Here is a 26345-nt window from a genome sequence, read left to right on the forward strand (position 1 = left end):
ATGTTTAAATGGCATCATTGCCATCTGTTATCGCATCCTTCTGAACTAAAGTTACGGCTTTTTGTAATATTAAATTATTTGGATAAGTGACTAAATTGCCATTATCTAATCTTAAATGTAATTGAAATGCACGAATATCTTCAATAACGGCTTCAATAGGGAAATCTTTATCATGAATACTAATCTTGTCTCCAACTTTATACGGAAACGAGAAAAACATAATAACGCCAGAGGTTATATTACTTAAAATAGACCAAATTGCAAATAAAGCAATACCAATAACTGCAAAAACCGAAGAAAAAACTAAAGCTAAATCTTCAGGTTTTGCTCCCATAATAAAAGATAAAAATAGCAGCCCAATAAAAAATAAAGTTACTGTTGAATAACGTTGAATGAGTTGAATTCGAGCTTCATTAATACCACTTTTTCGTCCAATTTTCTTGACTAAAAGTAGAACGATTGCACGTATTATAAGAAGTACAATTAATAAGATTATACAAGATACAATAATTTTATAGTGAGCTTCAAAAAACATAAATAGAGTTGAATTTAATACTACAAATATAGATGAAGCAAACCACAATATGGATAACTATTTATGAAGTTTGAAGATGATTTTTTTAGGAAACCATTTCATTTAAAACGCGATAAACAACATCTGTAGGAAGTCCCATAACATTAAAATAAGAACCCTCAAGTTTAGTTACTCCAATATAACCAATCCATTCCTGAATGCCATATCCTCCAGCCTTATCGAAGGGTTTGTAGGTGTTAATGTAATAATTAATTTCGTTGTCCGTAAGTGCTTTAAAGGTTACTTTAGTTACAGAATTTACTGTTTTTTCAAAGTCAAGCGCTGTAAAACACACCGAAGTAATAACCTCGTGAGTGGCATTGCTTAACGATTTTAGCATTTGGAATGCTTGAGTTGTAGTTGTTGGTTTTCCTAGAGCAATTTCGTTATGCCAAACAATAGTGTCGCTAGTAATTAAAATATCATTAGAGCTAAGTTTATCTTTAAATGGAAGTGCTTTTAGTTGTGCTAAATAATCACTGATTTCAAAATGACGTAAACGTGGCGGATAAACCTCTTCAACAGGTTTTAGTTCTATTGAAAACTCTAAACCTAAGTCTTTGAAAAACTGTTGTCTTCTTGGAGAACCAGAAGCTAGTATAATATTATAATTACTTATGTTTTTGTGTAGCATTACGATAGTATTATTGGATATAAAAGTAACGATAATACTCCTGTTAACATCACTAATTTTAAAGCGTTACTAATTTTATTGTGGTCTTTTTTAGTTTTTGCACTAAATAGTTCTATAGAGACATATAGTAAGGGACCAATAACTAAAAATGTAAAATATGCAGCTTCTAGGGGTGTGTTATATAAAAACATAATAACATAATATACTAAGATCCCAAGGGGGATAAAAGATAATACAAAAGCAATTTTAGAAGATCGGCTTCTTCCTATTAAAACAGGTAATGTTGCTATGCCAGATGCATAATCGCCATCAATGTCTTCAATATCTTTTATAATTTCACGAATAAAATTTAGAATAAAGGCCATACCTGCATATTCTAAAACAAGTTTGAAAACCATGCGTTGACTGTCTTGATTTTCGAAAGTTATTGCAGGAATTAAATCGAATAATCCTACGATAACAATACTTAAAGCCACCAAAATAGAAATGATAATATTTCCAACTAAACAGGTGCGTTTTAAATAGCTAGCATATAAATATAACAATACAGAAATAATTACGAAAAGTGCAAAAAAGCCACCTTTTTCTACGGCATGAGATAAGTAAAAGCCAAGAATTACACCAATAACATTTAATGTAATAAACATGTTGTAAGCCGTTTTTTCTGAAATAGACTTTCCTACAATTACTCGATCTGGCTTATTAATATGGTCGGTATCTACATCGTAAATATCATTTATTATATTTCCTGCAGAAGCTAAACATAGCGTTGCTAAAATAAGAATAATAAATTGCCAATCTTGTAGGGCGGTATCTACATGAAAAACAGGGAATAACGCATATTTAATTAAAGATTGGACAAGAACGATTAGTAAGAGGTTTTTCCAACGTATTAGGTTTAATACCTTCATTTTAATCGTATTGTGCATTAAAATTACCACTCCATTTTCCTTGTACTTTTAGTACTTGCTCGATAACATCTCTAACCGCCCCTTTTCCTCCATTTCTATGAGATACGTATTTAGATATGTTTTTAATTTCTGGAACAGCATCTTGCGGACAAGTTGGTAAACCTACAATTAACATGACAGGGAAATCTGGAATATCGTCTCCCATATAAAGTATGTTCTCTGTTTTTATGTTATTGTTTTGTACATATTCGTCTAATTGGTCTATTTTATTATGGGCACCCAAAAAGATGTCGGTAATTCCTAAACCTTCTAGGCGTTTACGAACACCTTCATTAGATCCGCCAGAAATAATACAAATGTTATAACCCGCATCTATAGCTGTTTTTAAAGCATAACCATCTTTTATATTCATTACTCTAAGCATTTCTCCGGTTGTGGTTACTGTAACGTTTCCATCGGTTAAAACACCATCCACATCAAAAATAAAAGTGGTGATATGTTCTAGATATTCTTTATAACTTTTTTCTTCCATGTGTTTCAAGTATTGAGTTGGTTAGTAGTTTGTAAATGGCTTTATGCTGTGGGTTCTCTATTAGATTTAAATGCTTCTTAATCGTTTTTTTATCACCACGAACGGCAGGTCCAGTTTGCGCTACATAAGGAGACATGGTCTGAATTTTTTTAGCCGTTTCTAAAATTAGTGGTTTTAAAATTTCGAATTCCATTTGATTTGCTTCTGTAATCTCGTGTGTAATTCGGTATAATTGATTCGTAAAATTATTTGCAAAAACGGCGGCAATATGTAATCTTTTACGCTGTTCTGTAGATACTTTATAATCTGTGCTACCAATAGCTTGCGCTAATTTTTTCAACAATTTAAAATCTGCTTTTTTAAGCGCTTCAATACATAAAGGAATATTAGAAAAATCTATATCTGCTTCTTTTGTAAATGTTTGTAACGGATAAAAAACACCACGTCTATGTTTTTCGTCTATGTCGTAAAGACTTGCCGTCCCTGAGGTATGCACTACAAAACGATCTTGAAAAGGTAAGGCTTTAGATACGGATGAAATGGCATCGTCACTAATCGCCAATATATAAATATCGGCTATGTTTAAGGCATTTAAATCATCGGTAACTTCAACCTCATTTTTATAAGTTGAAATTTTATTAATATGCCTATTATACCATTGCGTAACAGTAATGGTATCAGAATTTTTAAACTCTTTATATAAATGTGTGGCAACATTTCCGGCGCCAAGTAATACAACTGAAATCATCCCGCTAAAATACAGTTTTTCAGAATAAATTTTTACAACAAAAGAAGATTTTAAAGTTAGAAGATATATTTACACGCTTTAATATAATGAGAACTATATTTGTAATGCATTACATAAACTAAACAATTAAAGAAAAATGGATGTTACAAAATTAGATATTAAAGATAGAGCAGATGTGTTTAAATTGGTTTCTACGTTTTATGATAAAATTAAAACCGACGATGTTTTAGGTCCGTTTTTTAATACTATAATTACAGATTGGCCAGCACATTTAGACCATTTAACTACGTTTTGGGAATCGAGTCTGTTTTTAAAAACTAAATATTATGGGAATCCGATAGAGGTTCATGTTAATGTAGATGAAAAAACCGATAATCGTATTTCTGAAAAGCATTTTGGAATTTGGTTAAATTTTTGGGTTCAAACGGTAGACGAACTTTTTGAAGGCGAAATTGCTAATAATGCAAAACAAAGGGCTCGGAAAATGGGAACATTTTTATACTTAAATATCTTTCAGGCAAGACAAAACAAAGGCTAATCTTCTTCTTGTCTTAAAATTAGGTTAATTTTAACAGACTTTAGATTTATACGTAACAGCCAACTGAACAAAATAAGCTAAATTTGCCCACTTAAAATTTAGAGAAACCATTATGCAAAATAAACTTGCCAAAATTCTTTTTTCTACCCGTCTAACTTCTGTATTATTTATTGCTTTTGCCGCAGCGATGGCTATTGGTACATTTATGGATGCGGGGCAGGATACGTCTCCAACTCCATATTCCAGAACTCTAATTTATAATACATGGTGGTTTACAGCCATTATGGTTGTTTTCGTTATAAATTTTGTTGGGAATATAAAACGTTACCAACTTTACAAAAAAGAAAAATGGGCCTCACTAATACTTCATTTATCCTTTATTTTTATTCTAATTGGTGCTTTTATTACTAGATATATTGGTTTTGAAGGGATGATGGCAATTCGTGAAGGTGCAACCGAAAATACGTTTCTAACACAAAAAACATATATCACAGCTTTTATTGATGGTGATTATATGATTGATGGTGTACCACAACGTTTACCTTTAGAGCAAGAAGTTGATTTTTCTCCACGTTTAGATAATGAATTCAGTATTAAAACAAAATACGATCAACAACCTATAAGTATAGAATTAGAATCGTTTATTAGCGGAGCAGAAGAAGATATTATTCCTGATGAATCTGGCGAAGAGTATTTAAAAATTGTTGAAGCTAGCGAAGGCAAACCACATAATCACTTTTTAAAAGTAGGAGAAGTTCAAAGCATTCACAACGTTTTAATTGCTTTAAATAAAGAAACCCCTGGAGCCATTAATATTACATCTAATGATGATGGAATTTTTATTAATTCACCATTTGAAGGTGAATATACAACCATGGCTACCATGCAGAGTGGTAAACTAGTAAAAGATAGTTTGCAACCTTTAATTTTGCGTTCGGGTTATGTTATTGCTAATATGCAATTTGTATTTCCAAAACCTGTAGTTAAAGGAAAATTTGATTTAGTGAAGAAAGCAGAATTCCTTAAAAATGATGAAGATGGAATCGTACTCAAAGTAACTACAAATGGTGAAACCAAACGTGTTGGCTTATTAGGAGGAAAAGGAACAAATAGCAATTTTAAACAAGTAAAAATTGGCGGGTTAGATTTTGCATTTAAATATGGTTCTAAAGTTTTGGAGCTTCCTTTTAGTGTAAAACTAAACGATTTTGAAGCCGAGCGCTATCCAGGAACAGAAAAAAGCTTTTCTGCATTTTCTAGTAAGGTTACTGTTATAGATGAGCAAGAAGGCGACTTCGATTATAAAATTTTTATGAATCATATTTTAGATCACCGCGGATATCGCTTTTTCCAATCTGGTTTCGATCCAGATGAAAAAGGAACTATTCTTTCTGTGAATCACGATTATTACGGAACGTTATTTACATATATTGGTTACTTCTTATTGTATTTCGGACTTTTAGCGACTTTAGTAGCAAAAGGTACACGTTTTGGAGATTTACGTAAAAAATTAGACCAAGTAAAAGCTAAGAAAGCTAAAATTTTATCAGTTTTATTAGTGTGTTTAGCTTTTAATGGCTTTGCTCAAGGACATTCAGAAAACGATGGTCATGCACATAATAACAAGCCAACTAAGGCTCAAATAGATTCTATTTTAGTCGCAAATAAAGCCCCTGAAGCACATGCCGATAAATTTGGGCATATGGTGATTCAAGATTTAAGCGGACGTATGATGCCAGTGAATACGTATGCATCAGAGTTGTTACGTAAGCTTACAAAAGCAGATACATATGCAGATTTAGATGCCGATCAAGTGTTTCTATCAATGCAAGAAAGTCCGTTGTTATGGTACAATGTACCGATTGTGTATTTAAAATATCAGAAAGCAGATTCTATTCGATCTTTAATAGGTATTCCAAAGGAGCAGGAATTTGCAACCTTAGCCGATTTCTTTACAGATCGTGGTGCCTATAAATTAGGTCCATATTTAGAAGAAGCTTATAAAGCGCCAATTCCTAACGGATTTCAAAAAGAATTTAAAGAAACAGATCAGCGTGTAAATTTATTATATAACACTATTGAAGGGCGTTCGTTACGTATTTTTCCTGTTCCAAACGATGAAAATAATAAATGGATTTCTTCTATTGAATATAAAAATGGAACCATTAAAGTTGAAGATTCTTTATACGCAAACTTTATAAAAAGTGGATTTTCAGCTTATTTAATGACGCTAAATCAAGCGAAACAAACTGGCGATTTTACAGATGCCGATAAGCTTTTAGAAGCATTTCATAAAACACAGCAACAATATGGAGCTAGTGTAATGCTTTCAGATAAAAAAATAAAAACTGAAATTTTATATAACCATTACGATATTTTTAAAGGATTATTTAGCTGGTATATGTATGCTGGAACATTAATGTTTATTGTGCTAATTATTCAGATATTTAAAAGTAAAAGCAAACCTGTAGATATTAGTGTGTCTGTGTTTAAATGGATAATTGTAGCCTTGTTTTTATTACATACTATAGGTTTAATTGCACGTTGGTATATTTCTGGACATGCACCTTGGAGTGATGCTTATGAATCGATGATATATGTAGCTTGGGCAACCATGTTATTTGGATTGTTATTCGGTAGAAAAAGTGATTTAACCATAGCGGCAACAGCATTTGTAACGTCTATGATTTTAATGGTTGCACATTGGAACTGGATGGATCCTGCCATTGCAAACCTGCAGCCTGTATTAGATAGCTATTGGTTAATGATTCACGTCGCTGTTATTGTAGCCAGTTACGGGCCGTTTACTTTAGGTATGATTTTAGGATTAACAGTGCTTTTCCTTATGATTTTTACAAATAAAGAGAATAAAGAGAAAATGCTGATTAACATTAAAGAGCTGACTATAATTAATGAAATGGCGTTAACCGTAGGTTTAGTAATGTTAACTATAGGAAACTTCCTTGGAGGAATGTGGGCTAACGAAAGTTGGGGACGTTATTGGGGATGGGATCCAAAAGAAACTTGGGCTTTAATTAGTATTATGGTATATGCATTTGTAATTCATATGCGTTTAGTGCCTGGATTAAGAGGTCGATTCGGATTCAATTTAGCATCAATTCTAGCATTTTCTAGTATTATGATGACGTATTTTGGAGTAAACTTCTACTTAGCAGGATTACATTCGTATGCTAGTGGAGATCAAATTGTAAGTGTTAAATTCATTTTCATTACATTAGGAATCATTGCTGTAATAGCAGGATTTGCCTATGTGAAATACGCTAAGTTTTACAAAAAAAAGTAAATAATTATTTTTAAATAAGCGGAAGTATTAATTTAAAAATTAATCCGCAACTTACAGCAAGACCGAAACTTAATAGGGTACCAATTAAAACGTATTCTGTTAATTTTCGGTCTTTTGCTTTTGATAAATCACCGAAACGAAATACAGATTTTGCAGTGATTAAAAAACCAATTCCTTCCCAATAATTCATAACTATAAATACGAATACAAACAAACGTTCTAACATTCCAATATAAGCACCAGCATCTTTAAGCGAAGCTTTATTTGTATCTTCTAAAGACCATTTAGATATAATAACCTTCATTATAATTGAAGCAACAACGGTTACAAAAATGATACAACATAAAACGAGTAGTAAGTGTGTATCGTAAAAATAAGCTATTAATATAGGAAAAGGCTCGTAAATACGTACGGTTAGAATGAGTATAACAAGATGCGCTAATTGATCTAAACTAAATAACCAACGCGAGTTTACTTTAATGTTTAGGTATAGTTTAATTGTATCGAAAAGGAAGTGTGATATTGTAATTAATAAAATACCCCATATATATTTAAAATTAAATTGAAGCACCACTAATAAAGCCATAAGATGTACTGCAATATGTGCATACAAATATTTAGATTTTAGTGTGTGTTTTTCTTTGTGTTTTACCCATTTTGTAGGTTGTAATAGAAAATCTCCAATTAAGTGAGCAAGTAATAATTTTATAAATAGCGCAATCATAGGTTTACGTTTTTAGAGTAGAATTGAATCATTTTTAGGATTTCGTCGTAACCTGCACGTTTTAATCCTTGGCTAATATTTCCTTGTGTACTTTGGGTAAGTTCTGCTAATTCTTTTTGATTAGATTCGGGATGTGTTAATGCTAATTTTACAAGAGAAGCTGTAGTAGGAGTCCATGTATTCATAGTTAATAAGGCTAACTCTAGCATGATATTTAGTGGAGCATCAAATTCTGGTCGATTTGATTTTAATGCTAAATTTGTTTTTTTGAGTTGCTCAAAACATTCTCCAGAGTTAATGAATGCACTTCCATTAGCTTCTGTTATATTATTAGCATCATAATTTTTATCTCCTAAACCAATAGCTATTCTTACGTCCATAGTTTTGAATTGCTTCAAGCTTGCTTTTATTAAAATAGCAGCTTTTAAGGCGTGTTTGGGCTCGATTTCTACCTGAAAACTATCTCCTCTATATATTTCCCATTGTTTAGGACTTTTTCCATAAAGGTTAAGTTCTGCTTTTAAAAGATTTAACCAATCCTTTGCATCATGTGTCCTAGAATTAATAATATCTCCTGTAAGAATACTCGTCATGTGTATTTTGCTTTGTATCAAATATATTTTAAATTTTATTAAGTTCAAAATTATTAGCTTAAAAACTAATATTTAAAAATATAATCTTAAAAGCTAATATTGTATTTTATAATTGAATTAGATAATAATAAGAAGTTAAGAATCATTTTGAGAAGCAAGAGATAAAAAATATATTTGTTAAAAAAGAATGTATGAAATTACTTCAAGAATTTAAAGAGTTTGCTGTAAAAGGAAACATGATAGATATGGCAGTGGGTATTATTATAGGGGCATCTTTTAATAAGGTTATCGATGTTATGGTAAAGCAAGTGTTTATGCCGCCATTATCATTATTGTCTGATGGTATTCATTTCCAAGATAAAGTCTGGGTATTAAGGAAGGCTGTTAACGATGCATCTGGATCTGTTTTACAGCCACAAATAGCAGTAGGATATGGAGCTTTAATAGAAGCACTTTTAGATTTTTTGATTATAGGATTTACAGTGTTCATTGTCGTAAAATTCATGAACAGACTAAGAAATAGGTCCGAAGATCCCAAAGATAAAAGAGTAGAAACACCTAAAGATATTCAGTTATTATCAGGGATTACAGAACTGTTAGAAGAGCAAAATACTTTATTAAAAACAAAAGTTAAGAGATAAAAAACTACCATAATAACTTGTATTATGATAGTTTTTGTAATTAACAGTTAATTAATAGCATTTTTATATGAAAAAACCTTAATTTTTAAAAAGGTTACATAGTCTTAGTAATATATTACAAATTTAAGATTAACATGTAACATATGGAATACCTGAATTCAGGTATTTTTTTATTTAGGAATACAAAATTTTAATTATCTAATTATAAATATTGTATAATTTTTAAGAATACATTAATTTTTAGTAAATGTATAATTTATACCTTTAGCTTATGAAAACAACCATGCTATTACTAGTTGCAATAGTACTTTTTAGTTGCAAACAAAAAATAAAAGAAAAGCCAGTTACAGCGAGTAACGCATTGCAAATATCAACGATTGAAAAAAATCCGATGAAAAAAGAAACTATTTATCAATTTAAAGTTGAAGATTTATATGGAAAACCATTTGATTTTTCAACTTTAAAAGGAAAAAAAATTATGGTGGTAAATACCGCTAGTAAATGTGGATTGACACCTCAATATGAACAATTACAAGAGATTTACGAGTCTTATAAAGATATTGGTTTTACAATTGTTGGTTTTCCTGCAAATAACTTTAAAAGTCAAGAACCAGGAACAAACACAGAAATTGCAGCTTTTTGTGAGTTAAATTATGGAGTAACATTCCCTATGATGAATAAAATTTCGGTTAAAGGCAATGACATGGATGATGTTTATAAATTTTTAACTCAGAAAAGCAGAAACGGATTTGAAGATTCAGAAGTAGAATGGAATTTTCAAAAGTATTTAATAGATGAAAATGGATATGTTGTTCGCGTAATATCGCCTAAAACATTACCAAACGACCAATCAATAATTTCTTGGATAAAAAGTTAAAAGATGACAAAAAAAATAGGATTAGAAACCACGTGTGTACATGTAGGAGAAGTAAAGGACGAACAGTTTAAAGGTGCTGTATCTCCAATTTATATGTCAACGTCATATCAGTTTGATGATGTTGATGTTAAACGTTATCCACGTTATTTTAATACACCAAATCAGGAAAGTTTATCTAAAAAAATAGCAGCAATAGAACATGCCGAGGCAGGTATGGTTTTTGGTTCGGGAATGGCTGCAATTAGTACTACGCTATTGGCCTTTTTAAAAGTAGGCGATCATATTGTAGTTCAAAACACATTATATGGCGGAACAAGTAATTTTATAAGAGAAGAATTTCCTAAATATGGTATAGAATTTACCTTTACAGATGGTTACGAAATATCTGATTTTGAATCTGCAATACAAGATAATACTAAAGTTATTTATATAGAAACACCTTCAAATCCGTTATTAACAATTACAGATATAAAAGGGGTATCAGATTTAGCAAAACAGAAAGGCATATTATCTATTATAGACAATACGTTTGCGAGTCCTGTAAACCAGAATCCAATAGATTTTGGAATCGATATTGTTGTGCATTCTGCAACAAAATACCTTGGCGGACATAGCGATATTTTAGCTGGAGCCGTAGCGTGTTCTAAAGAACATATGGATACCATTTGGAATGTTGGGAAAAATTTAGGTGGAAACTTAAGCGATTTCATGGTTTGGATGTTAGAGCGTAGCATGAAAACATTAGTATTACGTGTAGAAGCACAGAATAAAAATGCGAAGAAATTGGCTAAGTTTTTAAATGCACATTCAGATATTAAAAACGTGTATTATCCAGGTTTAAAGAGTCATCCTCAATACCGTTTAGCAAAATCTCAAATGAGAGGTTTTGGAGGTATGTTATCATTTGAATTAAATGATGAATTAGATGCATTAAAGTTTCAAAAAGAGTTGAAACTAATAAAACCAGCAATGAGTTTAGCGGGTGTAGAAAGTACAATGTTGTCACCTTATTTAACGTCACACGCCTTATTAACTCAAGAGGAACGCGATAGTATTGGAGTAACCAACGGACTTATTCGTTTTTCTGTAGGAATAGAATCTAAAAAAGATTTAATTAAAGATATTGAACAAGCTATAAAAGCGGTTAAAAAATAAGTTAAAGTAGAAGTTTAATTATAAAATAGAGCATTCTAGAATGCAATTAAAGTAAAACAAATGAAATTAGATATACTTGCAATAGGAGCACATCCAGACGATGTTGAATTAGGATGTGGAGCAACAGTTGCAAAAGAAATTGCCAACGGAAAAACTGTTGGGATTATCGATTTAACCAGAGGAGAGTTAGGAACCCGAGGAACAGCAGAAACACGAGATGCAGAAGCTAAAGATGCTGCAAAAATTTTAGGCGTTTCAGTACGAGAAAATTTAGGCTTCGCAGATGGGTTTTTTACAAATGATAAAAAGCATCAATTAGAAATTATAAAAATAATTCGTAAATATCAACCAGAAATCGTGCTTTGTAATGCTATTGATGATAGACATATAGATCATGGAAAAGGAAGTAAATTGGTTAGTGATGCTTGTTTTTTAAGCGGATTAAAGAAAATTGAAACTGAAGTAGGAGGAGAGTTACAAATACAATGGAGACCAAAACATGTTTACCATTATATACAGTGGAAACATATAGAGCCTGATTTTGTTGTAGATGTTACCGGATATATGGATATTAAAGAAGAAGCTGTTTTAGCTTATAAAACACAATTTTTTGATCCAGAGAGTAAAGAACCAGAAACACCTATTTCAAGTAAGAATTTTACTGATAGTGTAAAATATCGTGCAAAAGATTTAGGACGCATAATTGGAGTAGAATCAGCAGAGGGCTTTACTTCAGAGCGTTATGTTGCGGTCGAAAATTTATTTAAATTAAAATGAAAATTTTTTTTAAAATAATTTGGTATATCTGTAATTTCGTTTAAATTTGCACACGCATTACAAAAATGCAGTTACATGGTGGTTGTAGCTCAGTTGGTTAGAGCATTGGTTTGTGGTACCAAGGGTCGCCGGTTCGAATCCGGTCTTCCACCCAAAAAGTAAAAGCCTTTCGATTTTTCGAAAGGCTTTTTTTGTGGATATAAGTTTCGTGCTTTTATAATTCTAACTTAACACCTTGTTCAGGGAAAATTAAATCTAAACCTAAATCGTTTTGGTCATGTAATTGCGTTTTAATTTTTACCATGTTTTCTACAGGTGGCTTTTGGTGTGTTATTATGGTTTTAAATCCGTGTAAAGCGTTTTTTCCTGTTAATTTTTGTAAGTTTTTTAATTCTTTATAAAACCAATTTGGTGTTAAATGCCCGTACAAAGCAGTATTGGCTTGTTCATTAGGGAAGGAAACTTCTATAAACATGGCGCGTAATTTTTTTGTTTTAATTAACGGAGAAACAACAGTCCATAGCTGCTTTAAATCGTTACTGTTTTCAATAGCATCAGGTCCTGTGTCTCCTAAATAAAGTAGATAATCTTCGTGATAACGGACTAAAAAAGCAGTGCTTTCAAACGGACTTACATGGCTTAGAGGAAATGCAGTTACAAACATATCTGTATTTGTAACTGGAATTTCTTGTTGGTGATTTAAAGTCTGAAAATGATAGCGTTTAATTTGAAATCCAGGACCTTCATCACCAAAATTAGCCCATGTTTCTCCATTAAAATAATGGTCTTGCATCATTGTCATACATTTTTTAGTTGCATAAACTGTTTTTGATGAATCTGCAGGAGAATTAATAATCAAGCCAGAGACATGATCTAAATGCGCATGAGATATAAAATAACCTTTTATGTATTCTCGTAGTACTTGTTTTGCAGATATGTTAAAGGCTTTGTTTTCAATAGCTTTTTCTATTCCGTAATGCAGAGTTCCTGCATCTAAAGATATAAAGTCGTTAGTTCCTGTAGGAGCCACCAAATAAGCAGATAAGTTTGTTTCGTCTATACCCCCTTTCACACCAAGCGGAATCAATTGAAAGGCTGCTTTTTGTTGTGCAAAAAGTGTTGTTGTAACCCATAGAATACAAATCAAAAAAGATATAGTAGATTTCATTTTTTATACATTTTTTTAATAATCATGAAACCACAAATTTAAAGGCTTCATATTAATAAAGAGTTGCTTTTGTTTTAAAAAACAGAATATATTAACGTTTAGTAATGTTGTTAATTCATATGGTTAATCAATCTGCATTTTGTTTACTTGAAATGATATTAAAATCAATTTAATAATAATAAGTGATTTTAAATATGTTTTTGTTCTAATTTAGCCTGTTTTTTAAAGTATTTATAACCTTATTTCGTAAAATTTTATTTTTAATAATATGTGTTTTCGTAAAAAAAAACAATTCAATAAATATGTTCTATATTTATGAATATTATTCATTAATAAATAGATTGGAAATTGAATTTTATATTTAAATGTATCTTATTTTTTGCGGCTATACTAACGGTTTTACATGTGCATGCACAGAATGAATCTGCAAATTGGTACTTCGGAGAAACAGCAGCATTAAGTTTTAAAAGCGGAGAGCCCGTTTCTCTTGGAAATAGTGCGTTGTTTACTCACGAAGGAAGCGCAACAATTTCCGACCAACAAGGTAATTTAATGTTCTATACAGATGGTGTAACCATTTGGGATAAGCGAAATAGAGCCATGCCAAATGGTAATAACTTATTTGGAAATAAATCGAGTACAATGTCTGCTTTAATCATTCCAAAACCAGGTACCATTAATAGATATTATGTATTTACTATCGATGAGCCTGGGAAATCTAATGATGGATTGGATGATGGTTTTATTAATGGAGCAAACTATAGCGAAGTCGATATGACTTTAAATAGTGGTTATGGAGATGTGGTGTCTAAAAACAATCCACTAATTACATACGATGTTAATGATGATGCAGAACGTTATTTTAAATCTTCTGAAAAAATTACTGCAGTTACCCACGATGACGAAATTTCAATTTGGGTAATCACACATTTAGGAAACACCTTTTATTCTTTTTTAATTGACGAATTGGGAGTAAATGAAAACCCTGTAATATCAACAGTTTCAACAGAGATTCCTCCAAGAATTACTTCAGATAGTATAAATATATCAGCAATTGGGTATTTAAAAGTGTCTCCTAACGGAAAAACTATAGCTATAGCACATAGTTCTACAGCATTAGGAAGTCCAAGAACAGGAACTAAAAGAAGCGGAAAAGTGTTTTTGTACGACTTCGATAATATTACAGGAGCAGTTACAAACGAAATATTATTAAAAGATGGACTTTATCCTTATGGTTTAGAGTTTTCACCCAATTCTAAATTGCTGTATGCCACGATAGGTAATTATAATACAGATGATCGGTTTGTAGAGGGGTATTTATATCAATATGATTTGTTTAGTGATAATATTCCTGCTTCAGAGGTATTGATTCACAAATCAAATTATTATGCAGGGGCTTTACAATTGGCTATAGACGGACGGATTTATCGTGCAGGATATACTGGTGCTTCAGGAGTAAAGACCTTGTCTTATATAAAAAAACCTAATGTTCTTGGTACTGATAGTGATTATCAACATGCTAAAATAAAGATAGATCACGGACTTGTTAAGTTAGGCTTACCACCCTTTATACAGTCTATATTTAAATATAGATTTAATTATACATACGAATGTTCTGGTTCTGGTTTTAATGCAAATTTTACTATACTGCCTGATCCAGCAGAAGAAGATTCGGATTTTACAATGTCGTGGGATTTTGGTGATGGAACAACATCTACAACAAGTACAACTCATTTTTACGCTGTGCCTGGTGATTATGATATTGTAATGGAATTAACCATTAATAACGAAGTTCAAAACTATAAGAAAACCATTAATATTGCGAGTCTTCCAACTTTAGAAGATCAATACGAGTTTATTGCTTGCGATGCCTTTGATGAAGATGCTAACGATGGCTTAACCTTTTATAGTTTAACAAACCAAAGTAGTGCTAATACTGTTTTTACTACAGATCTAGTTCAAGTTTATTATTATAAAACAGAAGCAGAAGCAAATACCGATACCACGAATGTAAATAGTATTAATGACGTTTTTTATAATACGGTTAAGAATCAAATTGTGTATGCTAAAGTGTATGCTAATAATTCTAACTGCTACCAGATTGTTAAAGTGAAATTAACAACTAAAGATCCTATTCCTATTGGGCAGTTTGCTCTTAATTCGTGTGCAACAGATATTCCTGGAATTGCAAATTTTGATTTGTCGGATGATTATAAAAATCAGGTTAGAATTGCTGGAAATTTGCCAAACTCTGTGGCAATTTCATTTTATTCAAGTAGGGAAGATGCTCAAAACGGAGTTAACCCTTTATCATCTAATTTACAGTCTGCAGATACTACAATTTATGTAAAAGCAGAGAGTAGTGATGCTTGTTACGATGTAGGTGAAGTGAATTTAAAGGTCAATTCATTTCCAATTATAGAAGATCGTATTTATAATGTATGTCCGTCAGAATTTCCTATAATAATAGATTCAGGTATAGGAGATTCTGCTTATAATATTGATTCTTATACTTATAGTTGGGATGGTGTTGGGACTATAAAAAATGAAGCACAAAGTAAGAATGATGAGTTAGAAGTATATGCAGCAGGAGATTATTTTGTTACCATTTACGATGAAAAATTGAATTGTGATACAACTGTTAAGGTTAGTGTGGTTGTGTATCCGGCACCTATAATTAATAATTTAGATATAGATGATGATAATTTAACTGTAAGTTTAGCTAATGCAAGTTCTGATTATGAATTTTCTGTAGATTATTTAAATGGATTTCAAAGCGACAATACATTTAGAAATTTAAGTACAGGAGTACATACACTCTATGTAAGAGATTATTTTAGGTGTAATGTTATAGAACAAACGTTCTATGTGTTTGGATTACCAAAATTTTTCACACCTAATGGAGATGGAATACATGATTATTGGAATGTATTAGGTATTGATCCTTCTGCTTTTACAGATCCTGTAGATGTTTATATTTTTGATAGATATGGTAAGCTTTTAAAAGTTTTCGATCCGTTAAGTTCTAAGGGATGGGACGGTACAGCTAATGGTCAAAAAATGAGTACAGACGATTATTGGTATCGTTTTGCATTGCCCGATGGTAGGGTATATTCTGGCCATTTTACTCTGAAAAGATAAATAAGAATCTGAAACAATTGTGATGCATTAAGTATATAATTGTTTCAGAAATAGAACGGTAGCTTAAGCCTTTTTTGGTATTATTTTTTTTATTAAATTAACGATAAGTAAAACAATAAATCCGATTACAATTCCTAAAATTAATTCAGAAACAATACTTGGTAAGGCATGAAATAAATCGTGTAAATAAGGTATGTTGTGCATAAATATTCCTCCAGAAACAAGTAATAGAGCAATTGTACCAATAAATCCAAGACTTTTAATAACCCATGGCAGTGCGTTAACTAAAAGACGACCAACTTTATCTGAAAAACTATTATCTTCTTCGTTTAAATTGATAAGTTTTAATCCAAAATCGTCCATACGTACAATAAGCGCAACAATACCGTAAACCCCTACAGTAGCTAAAAGTGCCACTACAGAAACGACAATAATTTGGGTTGTTAATGGATGATTGACAACTGTACCTAAAGCAATAATTACAATTTCTACAGAAAGAATAAAATCAGTAACAATAGCTGCTTTTACTTTTTCTTTCTCCAATTTCAGTATCTCTGCTTCTGTACTTACTTCTATTCGAGCTTCTGCGTGATGTTCATGCGGAACAAAGTATTCGTAAATTTTTTCGGCGCCTTCATAAGCAAGATACAATCCACCTAAAGTTAGAATTATGGGAATAGATATTGGTAGAAAAGCACTTAATAAAAAAGCAAAAGGTAGAATAATTACTTTGTTTTTTAGAGATCCTTTAGTAATAGCCCATAAAACAGGAATTTCTCTAGAGGATACAAATCCAGAAGCTTTTTCTGCATTTACAGCTAAATCATCACCTAAAATTCCAGCGGTTTTTTTAGTCGCTAACTTTCCCATAGTTGCAACATCGTCCATAAGTACTGCGATATCGTCTAATAATGCAAAAAAACCTGATGCCATTAAAGTGTGTTTTAAATTGGTTGAAATATTACGTTTAAATAATTCTGAAAAATCAAAAAAATCGATTTAAACAGCTGCTAAAATAATATGTTTATATTTTACAGTAGGTCTCAATTGAAAATAAATGTGATTAATTTAAAGTTTTAAGCTCTGTATGTCATTTTACGGGTAATAATTTTATGGTGTAATATTATTTTTAATTTCATATTATGTTTATTTTTTGCTTTTGTAGCGTGTTATTGTATGTGGTTAAGTAATATAGTTGTTAATTTAATAGTATTCGTGATAAAAGTTTTAGGTTAAATTAAAAATAATTACATTTATTAGTTATAATACAACTCTTTAAAAATTATGATATTTAAGCATATAGAAGAATCACAAATAACCATGACACAATTAATGTTACCTTCTCATTCCAATTTTAGAGGTAATATTCATGGTGGATTTATTTTAAATCTGATGGATCAAATTGCATTTGCATGTGCTTCTAAACATTCTGGCCATTATTCGGTAACAGCATCTGTTAATAAAGTAGACTTTCTAAATGCAATTGCAGTAGGAGAATTAGTGACTTTAAAGGCATCTATTAATTATACAGGAAGAACATCTATGGTTGTTGGTTTACGTGTAGAGTCGGAAAATATACATACGGGAGTAATTAAACACTGTAATTCGTCTTATTTTACAATGGTTGCAAAAGATAAAGAACATAATAGTGTAGAAGTACCGGGGTTAATTTTAGATACAGAAGATAGTATTAGACGTTTTGCTAGAAGTATAAAACGACAAAAACAAGCCAGAAAACGAAGTGAGAATTTTAGTCAGGCAGATTTTAAAATGGATGAATATATTGAAGAAGTAAAATTACATAATGTGAAAATAGAATTGTAGACGTACAATTTGAAATAATATACAAGCAGTTAACTTATTTGAGTTAGCTGCTTTTTTTGTGCCTAAATTTTAACTAAAAAGAAGAATAAGCTTCTTTTTAGCACATACTGTTTACTAGGCTGTGTAAAAAGTGTGTAAATTTTTTACGGCTATATTTTGTTTTACACACCTGAATATACACTAAAAATTATTGTAAAAATATAATATATCATTTAAAGGCTTGTATTCAGTGCGTTGTTGAAGTTTGCTCATATATTTATTATGCATGGCATGTTTATTTCATATTATATATCAAATCACTTTAATTACACACAACATGAAGAATATAGCAATAGCATCGGCATTAACATTAGGAAGCGTTTCATCTTTCGCGTCAGCTTTTCAGACTACCTTTTTTCACGATGGAATTATGGATATTGTGTTTCAAGAAGATTTTACTCCCATAGAAATCGAAAATTTACCAACAGCTATTATAGATGCTGTTTTGAAAAACTATGGTGAAGATAAAATTGGTAAAGCTCATAAAAACGAATTAAAAGAATACAAGTTAGAACTACGTGTAAATAATGAAACACAAGTGGTTTACACAGATGAAGATGGGCATTGGATTAGTAAATAAATTAATAATGGTAGTTAAATGTATAATTTAAGAGCATTGAATTTATAATGCTTTTATAGATCTAAGACACATAGATTAATTTAATTTTTTTTACACAAAAAAATAACAGAGTAACCAGAATATAAATCAATTAAATCGAAAATTATGAAACATTTATTTTTATCAGCCGCAATTTTTGGAATAGTATTAACTAGTATGACTTTTTATGCAGCAGCTCCCGTAAAAGTAACATTTGAAGATGGTAAATTTGCTTTGCAAGATGAATATACACAAATAGAAGTAACGGCATTGCCAATAGCAATTACAGAAGCTGTTTCTAACGATTATCCAGGAGCAACTATAGCTAAAGCTTATGTAAACGAAGCAAAGACATATAAATTAATACTTACTAAAGAAGGAGCAATGGCAACTGTTTATGCAGATGAAACCGGACAATGGATTACTAAATAGTTAAAACCAACTAACCCTTATTTTGAACTATTTGTTTTACATGAAAAATGAAAATGAAATTATGAAAAAGATAATTATAACATTAGTATTTGTATTAGGTAGTGTCTCGATTTATTCAACGGCAACCCGATTTGAGAATAGTGAAAAACGAATTATAAAATCTCTACAAGATGAATTTAAAGAAATAGATATCGCTATTTTACCTACAGCAATAACAGAAGCTGTTGCAAAAGATTTTAAAAGTGCAGCAATTTCTAAAGCGTATATAAATGACGTTAAGGAATATAAGTTAATACTTAAGGAAGAAGGAGTATTAAAGACTGTTTATGTGACAGAAACAGGAATTTGGATTAATAAATAATTTTGAATTCATGTTTATAAAAGAGGGTGTTTTATTTTAACACCCTCTTTTTTTGTGTAATTTTATAACTTAATTTCTTAGACCATTTATTCCTACATGAAATCAATCCTTTTAATAGAAGATGATGTTGCTTTTTCTAATATGCTTAAACGCTTTTTAGAAAAACACAACTATAAGGTATCTATAAGTTACGGTTTTGAAGATGCAAAAGCGACAATCTTAAAAGACGATTTTGATTTAATTTTTACAGATTTAAGATTGCCTGATGGTGATGGATTAACCTTATTAGAAATTGTAAAAAAGAATAAAGAGAAAACGCCCGTAATTTTAATGACTGGTTACGCAGAGGTGTCTACAGCTGTTAAAGCGATGAAACAAGGTGCTATAGATTACATCTCGAAACCATTTAATCAAGATGAAGTTTTACATGTAATTAGTAATGCTTTAAACTCATCTAATCAAACGGCGATAACGACTAAAAAAGTAGAAAAGAAAGAAACCAAAATTAATTCTGATTTTGTTACCGGAATTAGTTCAACATCAAAAAAATTAAACGAGTACATACAATTAGTTGGACCAACAGACATGTCTGTATTAATAACAGGAGAAAGTGGCACGGGAAAAGAAGTTGTTGCAAAATTTATTCATAAATTAAGTTTAAGAAAAAATAAACCATTTGTTGCTGTAGATTGTGGAGCGATCCCTAATGAAATAGCTGCGAGCGAATTTTTCGGGCATAAAAAAGGATCATTTACAGGAGCTATTAACGATAAAAAAGGTCATTTTGAATCGGCAAATCATGGAACTTTATTTTTAGATGAAGTCGGAAATTTATCTTACGAAAACCAAATACAATTGCTTCGAGCACTTCAAGAACGTAGAATTAAACCTATAGGAAGTAGTGAGGAAATTGAAGTAGATATAAGATTAATAACGGCGACTAACGAAGATTTATTAAAAGCTGTTGAAAAGGGGCAATTTCGAGAAGATTTATATCACAGATTGAATGAATTTACTATTAAAATTCCTAATTTAAACGAACGTAAAGACGATCTTATTATTTTTGCCGACTACTTTTTAAGTAAAGCAAACGAGACATTAAATAAAAATATAATAGGTTTCTCAGACGATGTTTTAAAAGTATTTCATAATTATTCTTGGCCAGGGAATTTAAGAGAATTTGGAAATGTAATAAAACGCGCAACACTATTAACTTCAGGCGATTTTATACAAAAAAAAGTATTGCCTACAGAATTAACTCAAGATTCTACGGTAAGCGATTTACCACTTCAAACTAAAAGTTTTTCAACCAAAGACAACGAAAAAGATTTAATTATTCGTGCTTTAGAACAGGCTAATAACAATAAAACACATGCTGCTAAATTGTTAAGTGTTACTAGAAAAACATTATACAATAAAATAAAGGAATACAATATTAGTCTATAAATTGCTCCATTTCTATAATAGTTAAATGTGCTTCTTCTTTTAGTATTTTGAATGTAGAAGAGATGTTTGCGTCATTACTATCTTTTAATTTATCGAAATACGTTAAATGAGGAATTACCTTTTTAATTTCTAATTGCTTAAACATAGTCAGCATTTTATGGCTTGTTGCATGAATTACATCTAAGTCTTTTGTGTTAATTCCTGTTTCTAGTGTTTTTAGATTTATTTCTGTTTCATTTAAAAACAATTGTAGCGTATCTTTTAATGATTCGATATCGTCGTTTAAAAAAGAACTAATTGGAGCTAAATTAAAATGTTTAAAGCTCTGTGTTTTTGGTGCTGTAGTTTGTGTGTTAGATTTTAAGTTTGCATTTGGTAACCACTTACTCAGAGTATTAATCAAATCGTTAGCACCAAAAGGTTTAAAAATAATATCGGCAAATCCACTTTCTTTATATACATCTCCTTTTAGATCTTTTCTTCCTGTAGATGCTATTATAGGTTGATTTTTATAAAAATCAGATGCTTTTAAGGTTTCCATGAAGTGAAATCCATTCATTTTAGGTAATTGTATATCTGTAATCACCAAATCGTAATGCATGGTTTTCATTGCTTTTAATGCTTTTTTAGCAGTTTCAAAAGCAGTTACATTTAAGTTCTGATCTTCAAGAATATCGGTTAATAATTGTCTTAAAGAAGCATCGTCGTCAATTATGATTATATCTAAATGGCTTGTTAAGTGCTTTTTCTTTGGTTTTAGTTTAGCAATAGGTTTTACACTATATACTATAGGTAAGGTTAATGTAAAAGTACTTCCTTTTTGTGATTCGCTTACAAAAGATAATTCGCCACCAAGAAGATTAGATAGTTTTTTAGAAATGGTTAAACCAAGTCCAAAACCGTCATGTTTTATTTCATTTTCTCCTTCAATTTGTGTGAATTCCTCAAAAATGATAGACTGTTTTTCAATTGGAATTCCAATACCTGTATCTGTTACCTGAATTTGCAATATTGGTTTTCTATCAATGTTTTTAAAGGTTTTAGTTTCAATAGTAATTTCGCCAAATTCAGTAAATTTATAAGCATTTCCAACTAAGTTATAAAGTATTTGACGAATTCTAAAAGGGTCTCCTAAAATCGATTTTTCAATGTTGGTTGTGTCCTTAACTTTTAGTTTAATATCTTTATCTGGATAGACAGATTTTACACTAGTAATAACTTCATCAATAATCGGATTTAATAGAAAAGGAATATTTTCTATCGTAATTTTTCCGCGTTCTAATTTCGAAAATTCTAATAAATCATCTACTAGATTTTTCATGTATTTAGAGGCTTTAGAAATACGATCGATGTAGTGTTTAGACTTCGTGTTAGTTGTTATTTTTGCTAGTAAATCGCTATAACCTGTAATTGTGCTTAGAGGTGTTCTTAAATCGTGACTGACCATAGAAATTAATTGTTCACGACTTTGAAGTAGGGAAGATGTATAGGCGTTTGCCTTCTCTAACTCTTTTCTATATTTCTGACTTTTCCAGAAATCGTTTAAAATTATAAAAGAAAATAGTATAATTAAAAGTGTACCTATAATGGTAGAAAAACTTAAAATTTTAGTACTTCTATTTAATGCAGAATCACGTTCTTCGTTTATTTTTTTGGAATACTCTAAAATTTCGTGTTCTAAATTAAAGAGTAATTCTCTTAAACTGTGAGAGACATTTAAATCATTTTTTAAGAGTGAATTTTCTCTGTTAGATAAATTGTTTTTTTGTGCTAAAGCATCTTTTTTAACTTGCTTAAGCATATCTCTTGCCGCAATAATAATAGAATCTAAGGTCTTTTCCCTAGTGTTATTATCTTTCTCTTTAGGACGATATTTGTTTAAAATACTAATATACTCTTCTATAGATTTTCTGTACTCAGGTGTTAAAGATTCTGGGTTTTCGGCAAAATCAGCAATAGTTAAACGGCCAACAGAACTTTCAATAGTATTTATTTTTTTTAAAGCGTTTTCTATAGATTTTTCAGAGATATCATCTTCTTTTATACGTCTTAATGCTTTAATGTTTTCAAACTTAATCGCTATTAATTGTTTAACACTATCTAATAGTTGGACTTGATGCGTGTTATCTAATTTTACTTTTAAACTGTCAATATCATTATTTAAATTTTCGTTTTTTAATATATATAAGTCAAACTGATTCTGAGATCCACTTTGTATTGCTGCTCTTGCAAAACTTTCATTTTCATAAATGTCTGCAATTAATCGTCCAACTGTGATTACTTTATTTCTATCACTAACATCATCACGTTTTAAATTCAGGAAATTCTTTATTTCCGAAAAAACTAAAAGTGTAGTCGTTACAGCAACAATGGCTAAAATAATATAACCAATAATTACTTTTAAAGTGATTTTTCTGTTCGATATCTCCATGTGGTAAAATTAGTAAAATGAATGTGGATAATAAGGTAAACAAACTGTTTTTGAAGTGATTTTTAATGAATAAATATTTGATTTAATATATTTCATAAAATTTTGAAGCGGTATTAGAAAATGTAATATCAATTTTTTTTTGATAAATAGAAACAACTTATCGTTTACTTCTATATTTAGAACAATTTAAGAACATGTAATTATTTTTATCAATTTATTTTAAAAGAAACCTTTTGATAATCAATTAATTAAGAAAGTAGTTAAAAAATTACGGTAAAACCGCATGTATATTAAAATAGTATAGTTTATTTTTGTAAAAGCTATTAGTTAATTAGGGGGTATTACTAAACGGTAATACAAATAAGGCACACGGTATATACTGTGTGTCTTTTTTTTTTAATTGTTTTAATATATTAGCTTTGTATTCATGGTTTCTAAAAAAGTAATTTTATTTTTAATTATTATGTGTAGCTGTATATTTCTATTGGCTATATATTATTTTAGAATCGATTTAAGTATAATATATCATAGACTTAATCAGGAAGTAACTTCTGCAAACACAAAGAATGAATCTATTTTTAAAAGATACCCAAGGTCTTTATATGGGATAGATTTATCTCATTATCAAGGTGCAATAGATTGGAAACATGTTAATTATATTAACGACAGTATTCCTATAGCTTTTATAATTGTGAGAGCCACAATGGGTGTAGATGGTTTAGATAAAGAATATATTTCTCGTTGGGAAACCATAAAAAGTAAACGAATTATTCGTGGTGCTTATCATTATTACAGACCAAATCAACATTCTTTAAGTCAGTCTAAACAATTTAAAGATCATGTTAATTTAGGGCCTGGAGATTTACCACCAATTTTGGATATCGAAAATTTATCGACTATTCAGTCTGTCGAAAATTTAAAACTTGGTATAAAAAAATGGTTAGACGATATCGAGTTTTACTATGGCGTTACGCCAATAATTTATACAGGAGATCATTTTTATCGTAAGCATTTAAATACACCTGAGTTTGATAAATATCCTATTTGGATTGCAAACTATGGGAATTATGCAGAGCCTTTTGCACAACCATGGATTATATGGCAATTTACAGAACAAGGTGAAATTAAAGGCGTGGATGGGTTTATAGATCTAAATGTTTTTAAGGGAACCTATCCAGATTTAAAAGCATTATTAATTAAATAGTTTTAATTTTCGAATTCAGATTTAATCTTATCAAAAGTAATCTCGCTATAATCTGAAATTAATTTATTAGCTAAATCATAATTCTGATTTTTTGAATGCGGACTTTTATAAGCCACACAATAAATACCTGCAGTATGAGAAGCTTTAATACCACTTGTAGAATCTTCAATAACCATACATTCTGATGGTTTAAAACCTGCAATTTCTGCGGCACGTTGAAAAATTTCTGGATGTGGTTTAGACGCTTTTAAATCTGCACCTGAAATACGACCTTTAAAATATTGATCTAAATTAAATCTTGTAAAGACATCGTGAATGGTAATTTGAGAAGCAGAAGATGCCAATACTAAGGTTATTCCGTTTTCGTAATAATTTTTAATTAAATCTAAAACTCCTGGAAGAAGATCTAAATCAGGATCTGCTTTAAAAAGTTTTTGAAAGGCTTTACGTTTCAATTGTACTAATTCTTTAGGATCCTGTTCTAATCCAAAATGTTCACAAATACCAGTACATGTACTAATTGTAGAGCGCCCAGTGTAACGTTGATAGTGTTCTAGAGGCACTTCAATATTTACAGCTTTAAACATATCGTAATACGCTTTGTAATGTAATGGTTCGGTATTTACAATAACACCATCCATATCGAATAAAACTGCTTTTAACATAAAATTTTTGTTTGCTAAGATATAAAAGCATTTTAGCAAAGTAGATAAGAAATGATAAAAAAATAGTTTGAATTAATTATTCTAAATTTAGAATCTACACCTTTTTAAAATTGTAATTTTGAATTGTAATTTTGAAACTATGGCTAAAACAGGAAAAGAGAAGAATACAAAAAACAAAGCAAAGCATACCAAATTAATGGATCGTAAGAAAAATAAAGCACGTTCTGAAAAAGAGTTGCGAAAGGAACGACTACAGGCTATTGTAAAGAAATCTCAGGAAAATAAATCTAATTCATAATTAAAAATGAAATGTCCGTGTTGTAGTGATAAATTGTATAAAGATTGTTGTGAAATTGCACATAATGATATGCTGCAAGTCAAGACAGCAGAAGCGTTAATGCGTTCAAGATATTCAGCTTTTGTATTTGCAAATGGTGATTATTTAATGAAAAGCCATCATGAAAGTACCCGCCCTGTAAAAGAGAAAAAATCGATTGTAAAATGGTCTAAATCAGTAGATTGGATTAAACTAGATATTTTAAATACAACTAAAGGATTAGAAGCTGATACTGAAGGCACAGTCGAGTTTAAAGCCATTTTTCAAGAAGAGGGTGAATTACAGATGATACATGAAAACTCCCGATTTGTTAAGGAAAATGGGTGTTGGTTTTATGTAGATGCTCTGTAGATGATTACATCGGTTTTTTTAAGATTATAAGACTAATCTCCATTTAGTCTTTTTGTTTATTTAAAGCTGTTAGTATAAACTTTAAAGTTCTTGTTAAATACAATTCTAAAAGTATTTGGTTTAACTCAAGAATAAGTATTTAATAATTCAATTATCTGTCTTCATCACGTTGTTTTATCTACTATCTGTAACGTGATCATTATCAATAAAATTAAATTAAAGCTTTTTCAAATTTTAAGGATTTGTAAAGGCTTTATTGTGTTTATAGGTCTTTATCTAAGTGAAATTGACTTATAATTGATATAAAAAGACTTATAATTTATATCGACTTGTTTTTTTA

The 26345-nt window shown here is 30.3% G+C and carries 26 protein-coding genes and 1 tRNA gene; 16 read left to right on the forward strand and 11 right to left on the reverse strand.

Annotated features, from left to right (window positions below; translation table 11 throughout):
• Positions 1 to 4 precede the first annotated feature (4 nt).
• The 5 genes from Q1B05_RS14320 to Q1B05_RS14340 all read right to left on the reverse strand — a co-directional run bounded on the left by Q1B05_RS14320 (position 5) and on the right by Q1B05_RS14340 (position 3399).
• Positions 5 to 535, reverse strand: coding sequence for a mechanosensitive ion channel domain-containing protein (locus Q1B05_RS14320; protein ID WP_299781637.1), 531 nt, complete (start codon positions 533 to 535; stop codon positions 5 to 7).
• Positions 536 to 620: 85 nt separating this feature from the next.
• Positions 621 to 1208, reverse strand: coding sequence for a Maf family nucleotide pyrophosphatase (locus tag Q1B05_RS14325; RefSeq protein ID WP_299781638.1), 588 nt, complete (start codon positions 1206 to 1208; stop codon positions 621 to 623).
• Entirely contained in the window at positions 1208 to 2119 is a 912-nt protein-coding gene (locus Q1B05_RS14330) for a geranylgeranylglycerol-phosphate geranylgeranyltransferase (protein WP_299781639.1), read from the reverse strand. Before Q1B05_RS14330 ends, Q1B05_RS14325 begins: the two co-directional genes overlap by 1 nt.
• Before the next feature lies 1 nt (position 2120).
• On the reverse strand, positions 2121 to 2651 hold the full coding sequence (locus Q1B05_RS14335; RefSeq protein WP_299781640.1) for an HAD family hydrolase: 531 nt from the start codon (positions 2649 to 2651) through the stop codon (positions 2121 to 2123).
• Positions 2632 to 3399, reverse strand: coding sequence for a Rossmann-like and DUF2520 domain-containing protein (locus Q1B05_RS14340; protein ID WP_299781641.1), 768 nt, complete (start codon positions 3397 to 3399; stop codon positions 2632 to 2634). The genes Q1B05_RS14335 and Q1B05_RS14340 overlap by 20 nt, the downstream gene beginning before the upstream one ends.
• 136 nt (positions 3400 to 3535) lie before the next feature.
• On the opposite strand from Q1B05_RS14340, the gene Q1B05_RS14345 reads away from it, so the two are divergent.
• Together Q1B05_RS14345 and ccsA are read left to right on the forward strand one after the other, a co-directional pair.
• A complete protein-coding gene (locus Q1B05_RS14345) occupies positions 3536 to 3937 on the forward strand; it encodes a group III truncated hemoglobin (protein ID WP_299781642.1) in 402 nt (133 codons plus the stop codon).
• 112 nt (positions 3938 to 4049) lie between these two features.
• Positions 4050 to 7241, forward strand: coding sequence for a cytochrome c biogenesis protein CcsA (ccsA, locus tag Q1B05_RS14350; protein ID WP_299781643.1), 3192 nt, complete (start codon positions 4050 to 4052; stop codon positions 7239 to 7241).
• A gap of 10 nt (positions 7242 to 7251) precedes the next feature.
• On the opposite strand, the gene Q1B05_RS14355 is transcribed toward ccsA, so the two are convergent.
• Positions 7252 to 7965 carry a DUF3307 domain-containing protein gene (locus Q1B05_RS14355; protein WP_299781644.1) on the reverse strand — a complete coding sequence of 238 codons (714 nt, stop codon included), beginning with the start codon at positions 7963 to 7965 and terminating at the stop codon, positions 7252 to 7254.
• A complete protein-coding gene (locus tag Q1B05_RS14360; RefSeq protein ID WP_299781645.1) occupies positions 7962 to 8558 on the reverse strand; it encodes a transcriptional regulator in 597 nt (198 codons plus the stop codon). The genes Q1B05_RS14355 and Q1B05_RS14360 overlap by 4 nt, the downstream gene beginning before the upstream one ends.
• A 191-nt stretch (positions 8559 to 8749) precedes the next feature.
• Here Q1B05_RS14360 and mscL point away from each other — a divergent pair, with 191 nt between their 5' ends.
• From mscL to Q1B05_RS14385, 5 genes are all read left to right on the forward strand, one after another.
• Positions 8750 to 9199: a large conductance mechanosensitive channel protein MscL gene (mscL, locus tag Q1B05_RS14365; RefSeq protein ID WP_299781646.1), complete on the forward strand. Its 450-nt coding sequence runs from the start codon at positions 8750 to 8752 to the stop codon at positions 9197 to 9199.
• Positions 9200 to 9470: 271 nt separating this feature from the next.
• On the forward strand, positions 9471 to 10076 hold the full coding sequence (locus Q1B05_RS14370) for a glutathione peroxidase (RefSeq protein ID WP_299781647.1): 606 nt from the start codon (positions 9471 to 9473) through the stop codon (positions 10074 to 10076).
• A gap of 3 nt (positions 10077 to 10079) precedes the next feature.
• Positions 10080 to 11231: a PLP-dependent aspartate aminotransferase family protein gene (locus Q1B05_RS14375; RefSeq protein WP_299781648.1), complete on the forward strand. Its 1152-nt coding sequence runs from the start codon at positions 10080 to 10082 to the stop codon at positions 11229 to 11231.
• Between the two features lie 60 nt (positions 11232 to 11291).
• On the forward strand, positions 11292 to 12008 hold the full coding sequence (gene bshB1 / locus Q1B05_RS14380; protein WP_299781649.1) for a bacillithiol biosynthesis deacetylase BshB1: 717 nt from the start codon (positions 11292 to 11294) through the stop codon (positions 12006 to 12008).
• 77 nt (positions 12009 to 12085) lie between these two features.
• Positions 12086 to 12161 (forward strand) — tRNA-His (locus Q1B05_RS14385).
• Positions 12162 to 12222: 61 nt separating this feature from the next.
• On the opposite strand, the gene Q1B05_RS14390 is transcribed toward Q1B05_RS14385, so the two are convergent.
• Positions 12223 to 13176 carry a 3',5'-cyclic-nucleotide phosphodiesterase gene (locus Q1B05_RS14390; RefSeq protein ID WP_299781650.1) on the reverse strand — a complete coding sequence of 318 codons (954 nt, stop codon included), beginning with the start codon at positions 13174 to 13176 and terminating at the stop codon, positions 12223 to 12225.
• Positions 13177 to 13524: 348 nt separating this feature from the next.
• Between Q1B05_RS14390 and Q1B05_RS14395 the strand changes: the two genes are divergently transcribed.
• On the forward strand, positions 13525 to 16317 hold the full coding sequence (locus Q1B05_RS14395; RefSeq protein WP_299781651.1) for a T9SS type B sorting domain-containing protein: 2793 nt from the start codon (positions 13525 to 13527) through the stop codon (positions 16315 to 16317).
• Positions 16318 to 16380: 63 nt separating this feature from the next.
• Here Q1B05_RS14395 and Q1B05_RS14400 read toward each other — a convergent pair whose 3' ends face one another.
• Entirely contained in the window at positions 16381 to 17250 is an 870-nt protein-coding gene (locus Q1B05_RS14400) for a DUF808 domain-containing protein (protein WP_299781652.1), read from the reverse strand.
• A gap of 351 nt (positions 17251 to 17601) precedes the next feature.
• On the opposite strand from Q1B05_RS14400, the gene Q1B05_RS14405 reads away from it, so the two are divergent.
• The 5 genes from Q1B05_RS14405 to Q1B05_RS14425 all read left to right on the forward strand — a co-directional run bounded on the left by Q1B05_RS14405 (position 17602) and on the right by Q1B05_RS14425 (position 21017).
• A complete protein-coding gene (locus Q1B05_RS14405; RefSeq protein WP_299781653.1) occupies positions 17602 to 18141 on the forward strand; it encodes an acyl-CoA thioesterase in 540 nt (179 codons plus the stop codon).
• Positions 18142 to 18457: 316 nt separating this feature from the next.
• Positions 18458 to 18760, forward strand: coding sequence for a hypothetical protein (locus tag Q1B05_RS14410; RefSeq protein ID WP_299781654.1), 303 nt, complete (start codon positions 18458 to 18460; stop codon positions 18758 to 18760).
• Positions 18761 to 18904: 144 nt separating this feature from the next.
• Complete coding sequence (locus Q1B05_RS14415; RefSeq protein ID WP_299781655.1) at positions 18905 to 19210, forward strand: hypothetical protein; 306 nt, start codon at positions 18905 to 18907, stop codon at positions 19208 to 19210.
• Positions 19211 to 19271: 61 nt separating this feature from the next.
• Positions 19272 to 19571 carry a hypothetical protein gene (locus Q1B05_RS14420; RefSeq protein WP_299781656.1) on the forward strand — a complete coding sequence of 100 codons (300 nt, stop codon included), beginning with the start codon at positions 19272 to 19274 and terminating at the stop codon, positions 19569 to 19571.
• A gap of 96 nt (positions 19572 to 19667) precedes the next feature.
• Positions 19668 to 21017: a sigma-54 dependent transcriptional regulator gene (locus tag Q1B05_RS14425; protein WP_299781657.1), complete on the forward strand. Its 1350-nt coding sequence runs from the start codon at positions 19668 to 19670 to the stop codon at positions 21015 to 21017.
• On the opposite strand, the gene Q1B05_RS14430 is transcribed toward Q1B05_RS14425, so the two are convergent.
• Entirely contained in the window at positions 21007 to 23448 is a 2442-nt protein-coding gene (locus tag Q1B05_RS14430) for an ATP-binding protein (RefSeq protein WP_299781658.1), read from the reverse strand. The two genes, Q1B05_RS14425 and Q1B05_RS14430, sit on opposite strands and share 11 nt — an antisense overlap.
• A 427-nt stretch (positions 23449 to 23875) precedes the next feature.
• Between Q1B05_RS14430 and Q1B05_RS14435 the strand changes: the two genes are divergently transcribed.
• Entirely contained in the window at positions 23876 to 24652 is a 777-nt protein-coding gene (locus Q1B05_RS14435) for a GH25 family lysozyme (protein ID WP_299781659.1), read from the forward strand.
• Between the two features lie 2 nt (positions 24653 to 24654).
• On the opposite strand, the gene Q1B05_RS14440 is transcribed toward Q1B05_RS14435, so the two are convergent.
• Positions 24655 to 25317 carry an HAD family phosphatase gene (locus Q1B05_RS14440; RefSeq protein WP_299781660.1) on the reverse strand — a complete coding sequence of 221 codons (663 nt, stop codon included), beginning with the start codon at positions 25315 to 25317 and terminating at the stop codon, positions 24655 to 24657.
• A gap of 118 nt (positions 25318 to 25435) precedes the next feature.
• Here Q1B05_RS14440 and Q1B05_RS14445 point away from each other — a divergent pair, with 118 nt between their 5' ends.
• Together Q1B05_RS14445 and Q1B05_RS14450 are read left to right on the forward strand one after the other, a co-directional pair.
• On the forward strand, positions 25436 to 25615 hold the full coding sequence (locus Q1B05_RS14445; RefSeq protein WP_299781693.1) for a hypothetical protein: 180 nt from the start codon (positions 25436 to 25438) through the stop codon (positions 25613 to 25615).
• Between the two features lie 6 nt (positions 25616 to 25621).
• Entirely contained in the window at positions 25622 to 26005 is a 384-nt protein-coding gene (locus Q1B05_RS14450; RefSeq protein WP_299781661.1) for a YchJ family metal-binding protein, read from the forward strand.
• The last annotated feature ends 340 nt before the right edge of the window (positions 26006 to 26345 follow it).

Origin of the sequence: uncultured Formosa sp. (genome assembly GCF_947500765.1) — a bacterium.
Lineage (GTDB): Bacteria > Bacteroidota > Bacteroidia > Flavobacteriales > Flavobacteriaceae > Formosa.

Bases quoted from the DNA above. Each gene is read 5' to 3' on its own strand.
- Q1B05_RS14320 (WP_299781637.1), bottom strand. From the start codon at position 535: ATGTTTTTTGAAGCTCACTATAAAATTATTGTATCTTGTATAATCTTA.
- Q1B05_RS14325 (WP_299781638.1), bottom strand. From the start codon at position 1,208: ATGCTACACAAAAACATAAGTAATTATAATATTATACTAGCTTCTGGT.
- Q1B05_RS14330 (WP_299781639.1), bottom strand. From the start codon at position 2,119: ATGAAGGTATTAAACCTAATACGTTGGAAAAACCTCTTACTAATCGTT.
- Q1B05_RS14335 (WP_299781640.1), bottom strand. From the start codon at position 2,651: ATGGAAGAAAAAAGTTATAAAGAATATCTAGAACATATCACCACTTTT.
- Q1B05_RS14340 (WP_299781641.1), bottom strand. From the start codon at position 3,399: ATGATTTCAGTTGTATTACTTGGCGCCGGAAATGTTGCCACACATTTA.
- Q1B05_RS14345 (WP_299781642.1), top strand. From the start codon at position 3,536: ATGGATGTTACAAAATTAGATATTAAAGATAGAGCAGATGTGTTTAAA.
- ccsA (WP_299781643.1), top strand. From the start codon at position 4,050: ATGCAAAATAAACTTGCCAAAATTCTTTTTTCTACCCGTCTAACTTCT.
- Q1B05_RS14355 (WP_299781644.1), bottom strand. From the start codon at position 7,965: ATGATTGCGCTATTTATAAAATTATTACTTGCTCACTTAATTGGAGAT.
- Q1B05_RS14360 (WP_299781645.1), bottom strand. From the start codon at position 8,558: ATGACGAGTATTCTTACAGGAGATATTATTAATTCTAGGACACATGAT.
- mscL (WP_299781646.1), top strand. From the start codon at position 8,750: ATGAAATTACTTCAAGAATTTAAAGAGTTTGCTGTAAAAGGAAACATG.
- Q1B05_RS14370 (WP_299781647.1), top strand. From the start codon at position 9,471: ATGAAAACAACCATGCTATTACTAGTTGCAATAGTACTTTTTAGTTGC.
- Q1B05_RS14375 (WP_299781648.1), top strand. From the start codon at position 10,080: ATGACAAAAAAAATAGGATTAGAAACCACGTGTGTACATGTAGGAGAA.
- bshB1 (WP_299781649.1), top strand. From the start codon at position 11,292: ATGAAATTAGATATACTTGCAATAGGAGCACATCCAGACGATGTTGAA.
- Q1B05_RS14390 (WP_299781650.1), bottom strand. From the start codon at position 13,176: ATGAAATCTACTATATCTTTTTTGATTTGTATTCTATGGGTTACAACA.
- Q1B05_RS14400 (WP_299781652.1), bottom strand. From the start codon at position 17,250: ATGGCATCAGGTTTTTTTGCATTATTAGACGATATCGCAGTACTTATG.
- Q1B05_RS14405 (WP_299781653.1), top strand. From the start codon at position 17,602: ATGATATTTAAGCATATAGAAGAATCACAAATAACCATGACACAATTA.
- Q1B05_RS14410 (WP_299781654.1), top strand. From the start codon at position 18,458: ATGAAGAATATAGCAATAGCATCGGCATTAACATTAGGAAGCGTTTCA.
- Q1B05_RS14415 (WP_299781655.1), top strand. From the start codon at position 18,905: ATGAAACATTTATTTTTATCAGCCGCAATTTTTGGAATAGTATTAACT.
- Q1B05_RS14420 (WP_299781656.1), top strand. From the start codon at position 19,272: ATGAAAAAGATAATTATAACATTAGTATTTGTATTAGGTAGTGTCTCG.
- Q1B05_RS14425 (WP_299781657.1), top strand. From the start codon at position 19,668: ATGAAATCAATCCTTTTAATAGAAGATGATGTTGCTTTTTCTAATATG.
- Q1B05_RS14430 (WP_299781658.1), bottom strand. From the start codon at position 23,448: ATGGAGATATCGAACAGAAAAATCACTTTAAAAGTAATTATTGGTTAT.
- Q1B05_RS14435 (WP_299781659.1), top strand. From the start codon at position 23,876: ATGGTTTCTAAAAAAGTAATTTTATTTTTAATTATTATGTGTAGCTGT.
- Q1B05_RS14440 (WP_299781660.1), bottom strand. From the start codon at position 25,317: ATGTTAAAAGCAGTTTTATTCGATATGGATGGTGTTATTGTAAATACC.
- Q1B05_RS14450 (WP_299781661.1), top strand. From the start codon at position 25,622: ATGAAATGTCCGTGTTGTAGTGATAAATTGTATAAAGATTGTTGTGAA.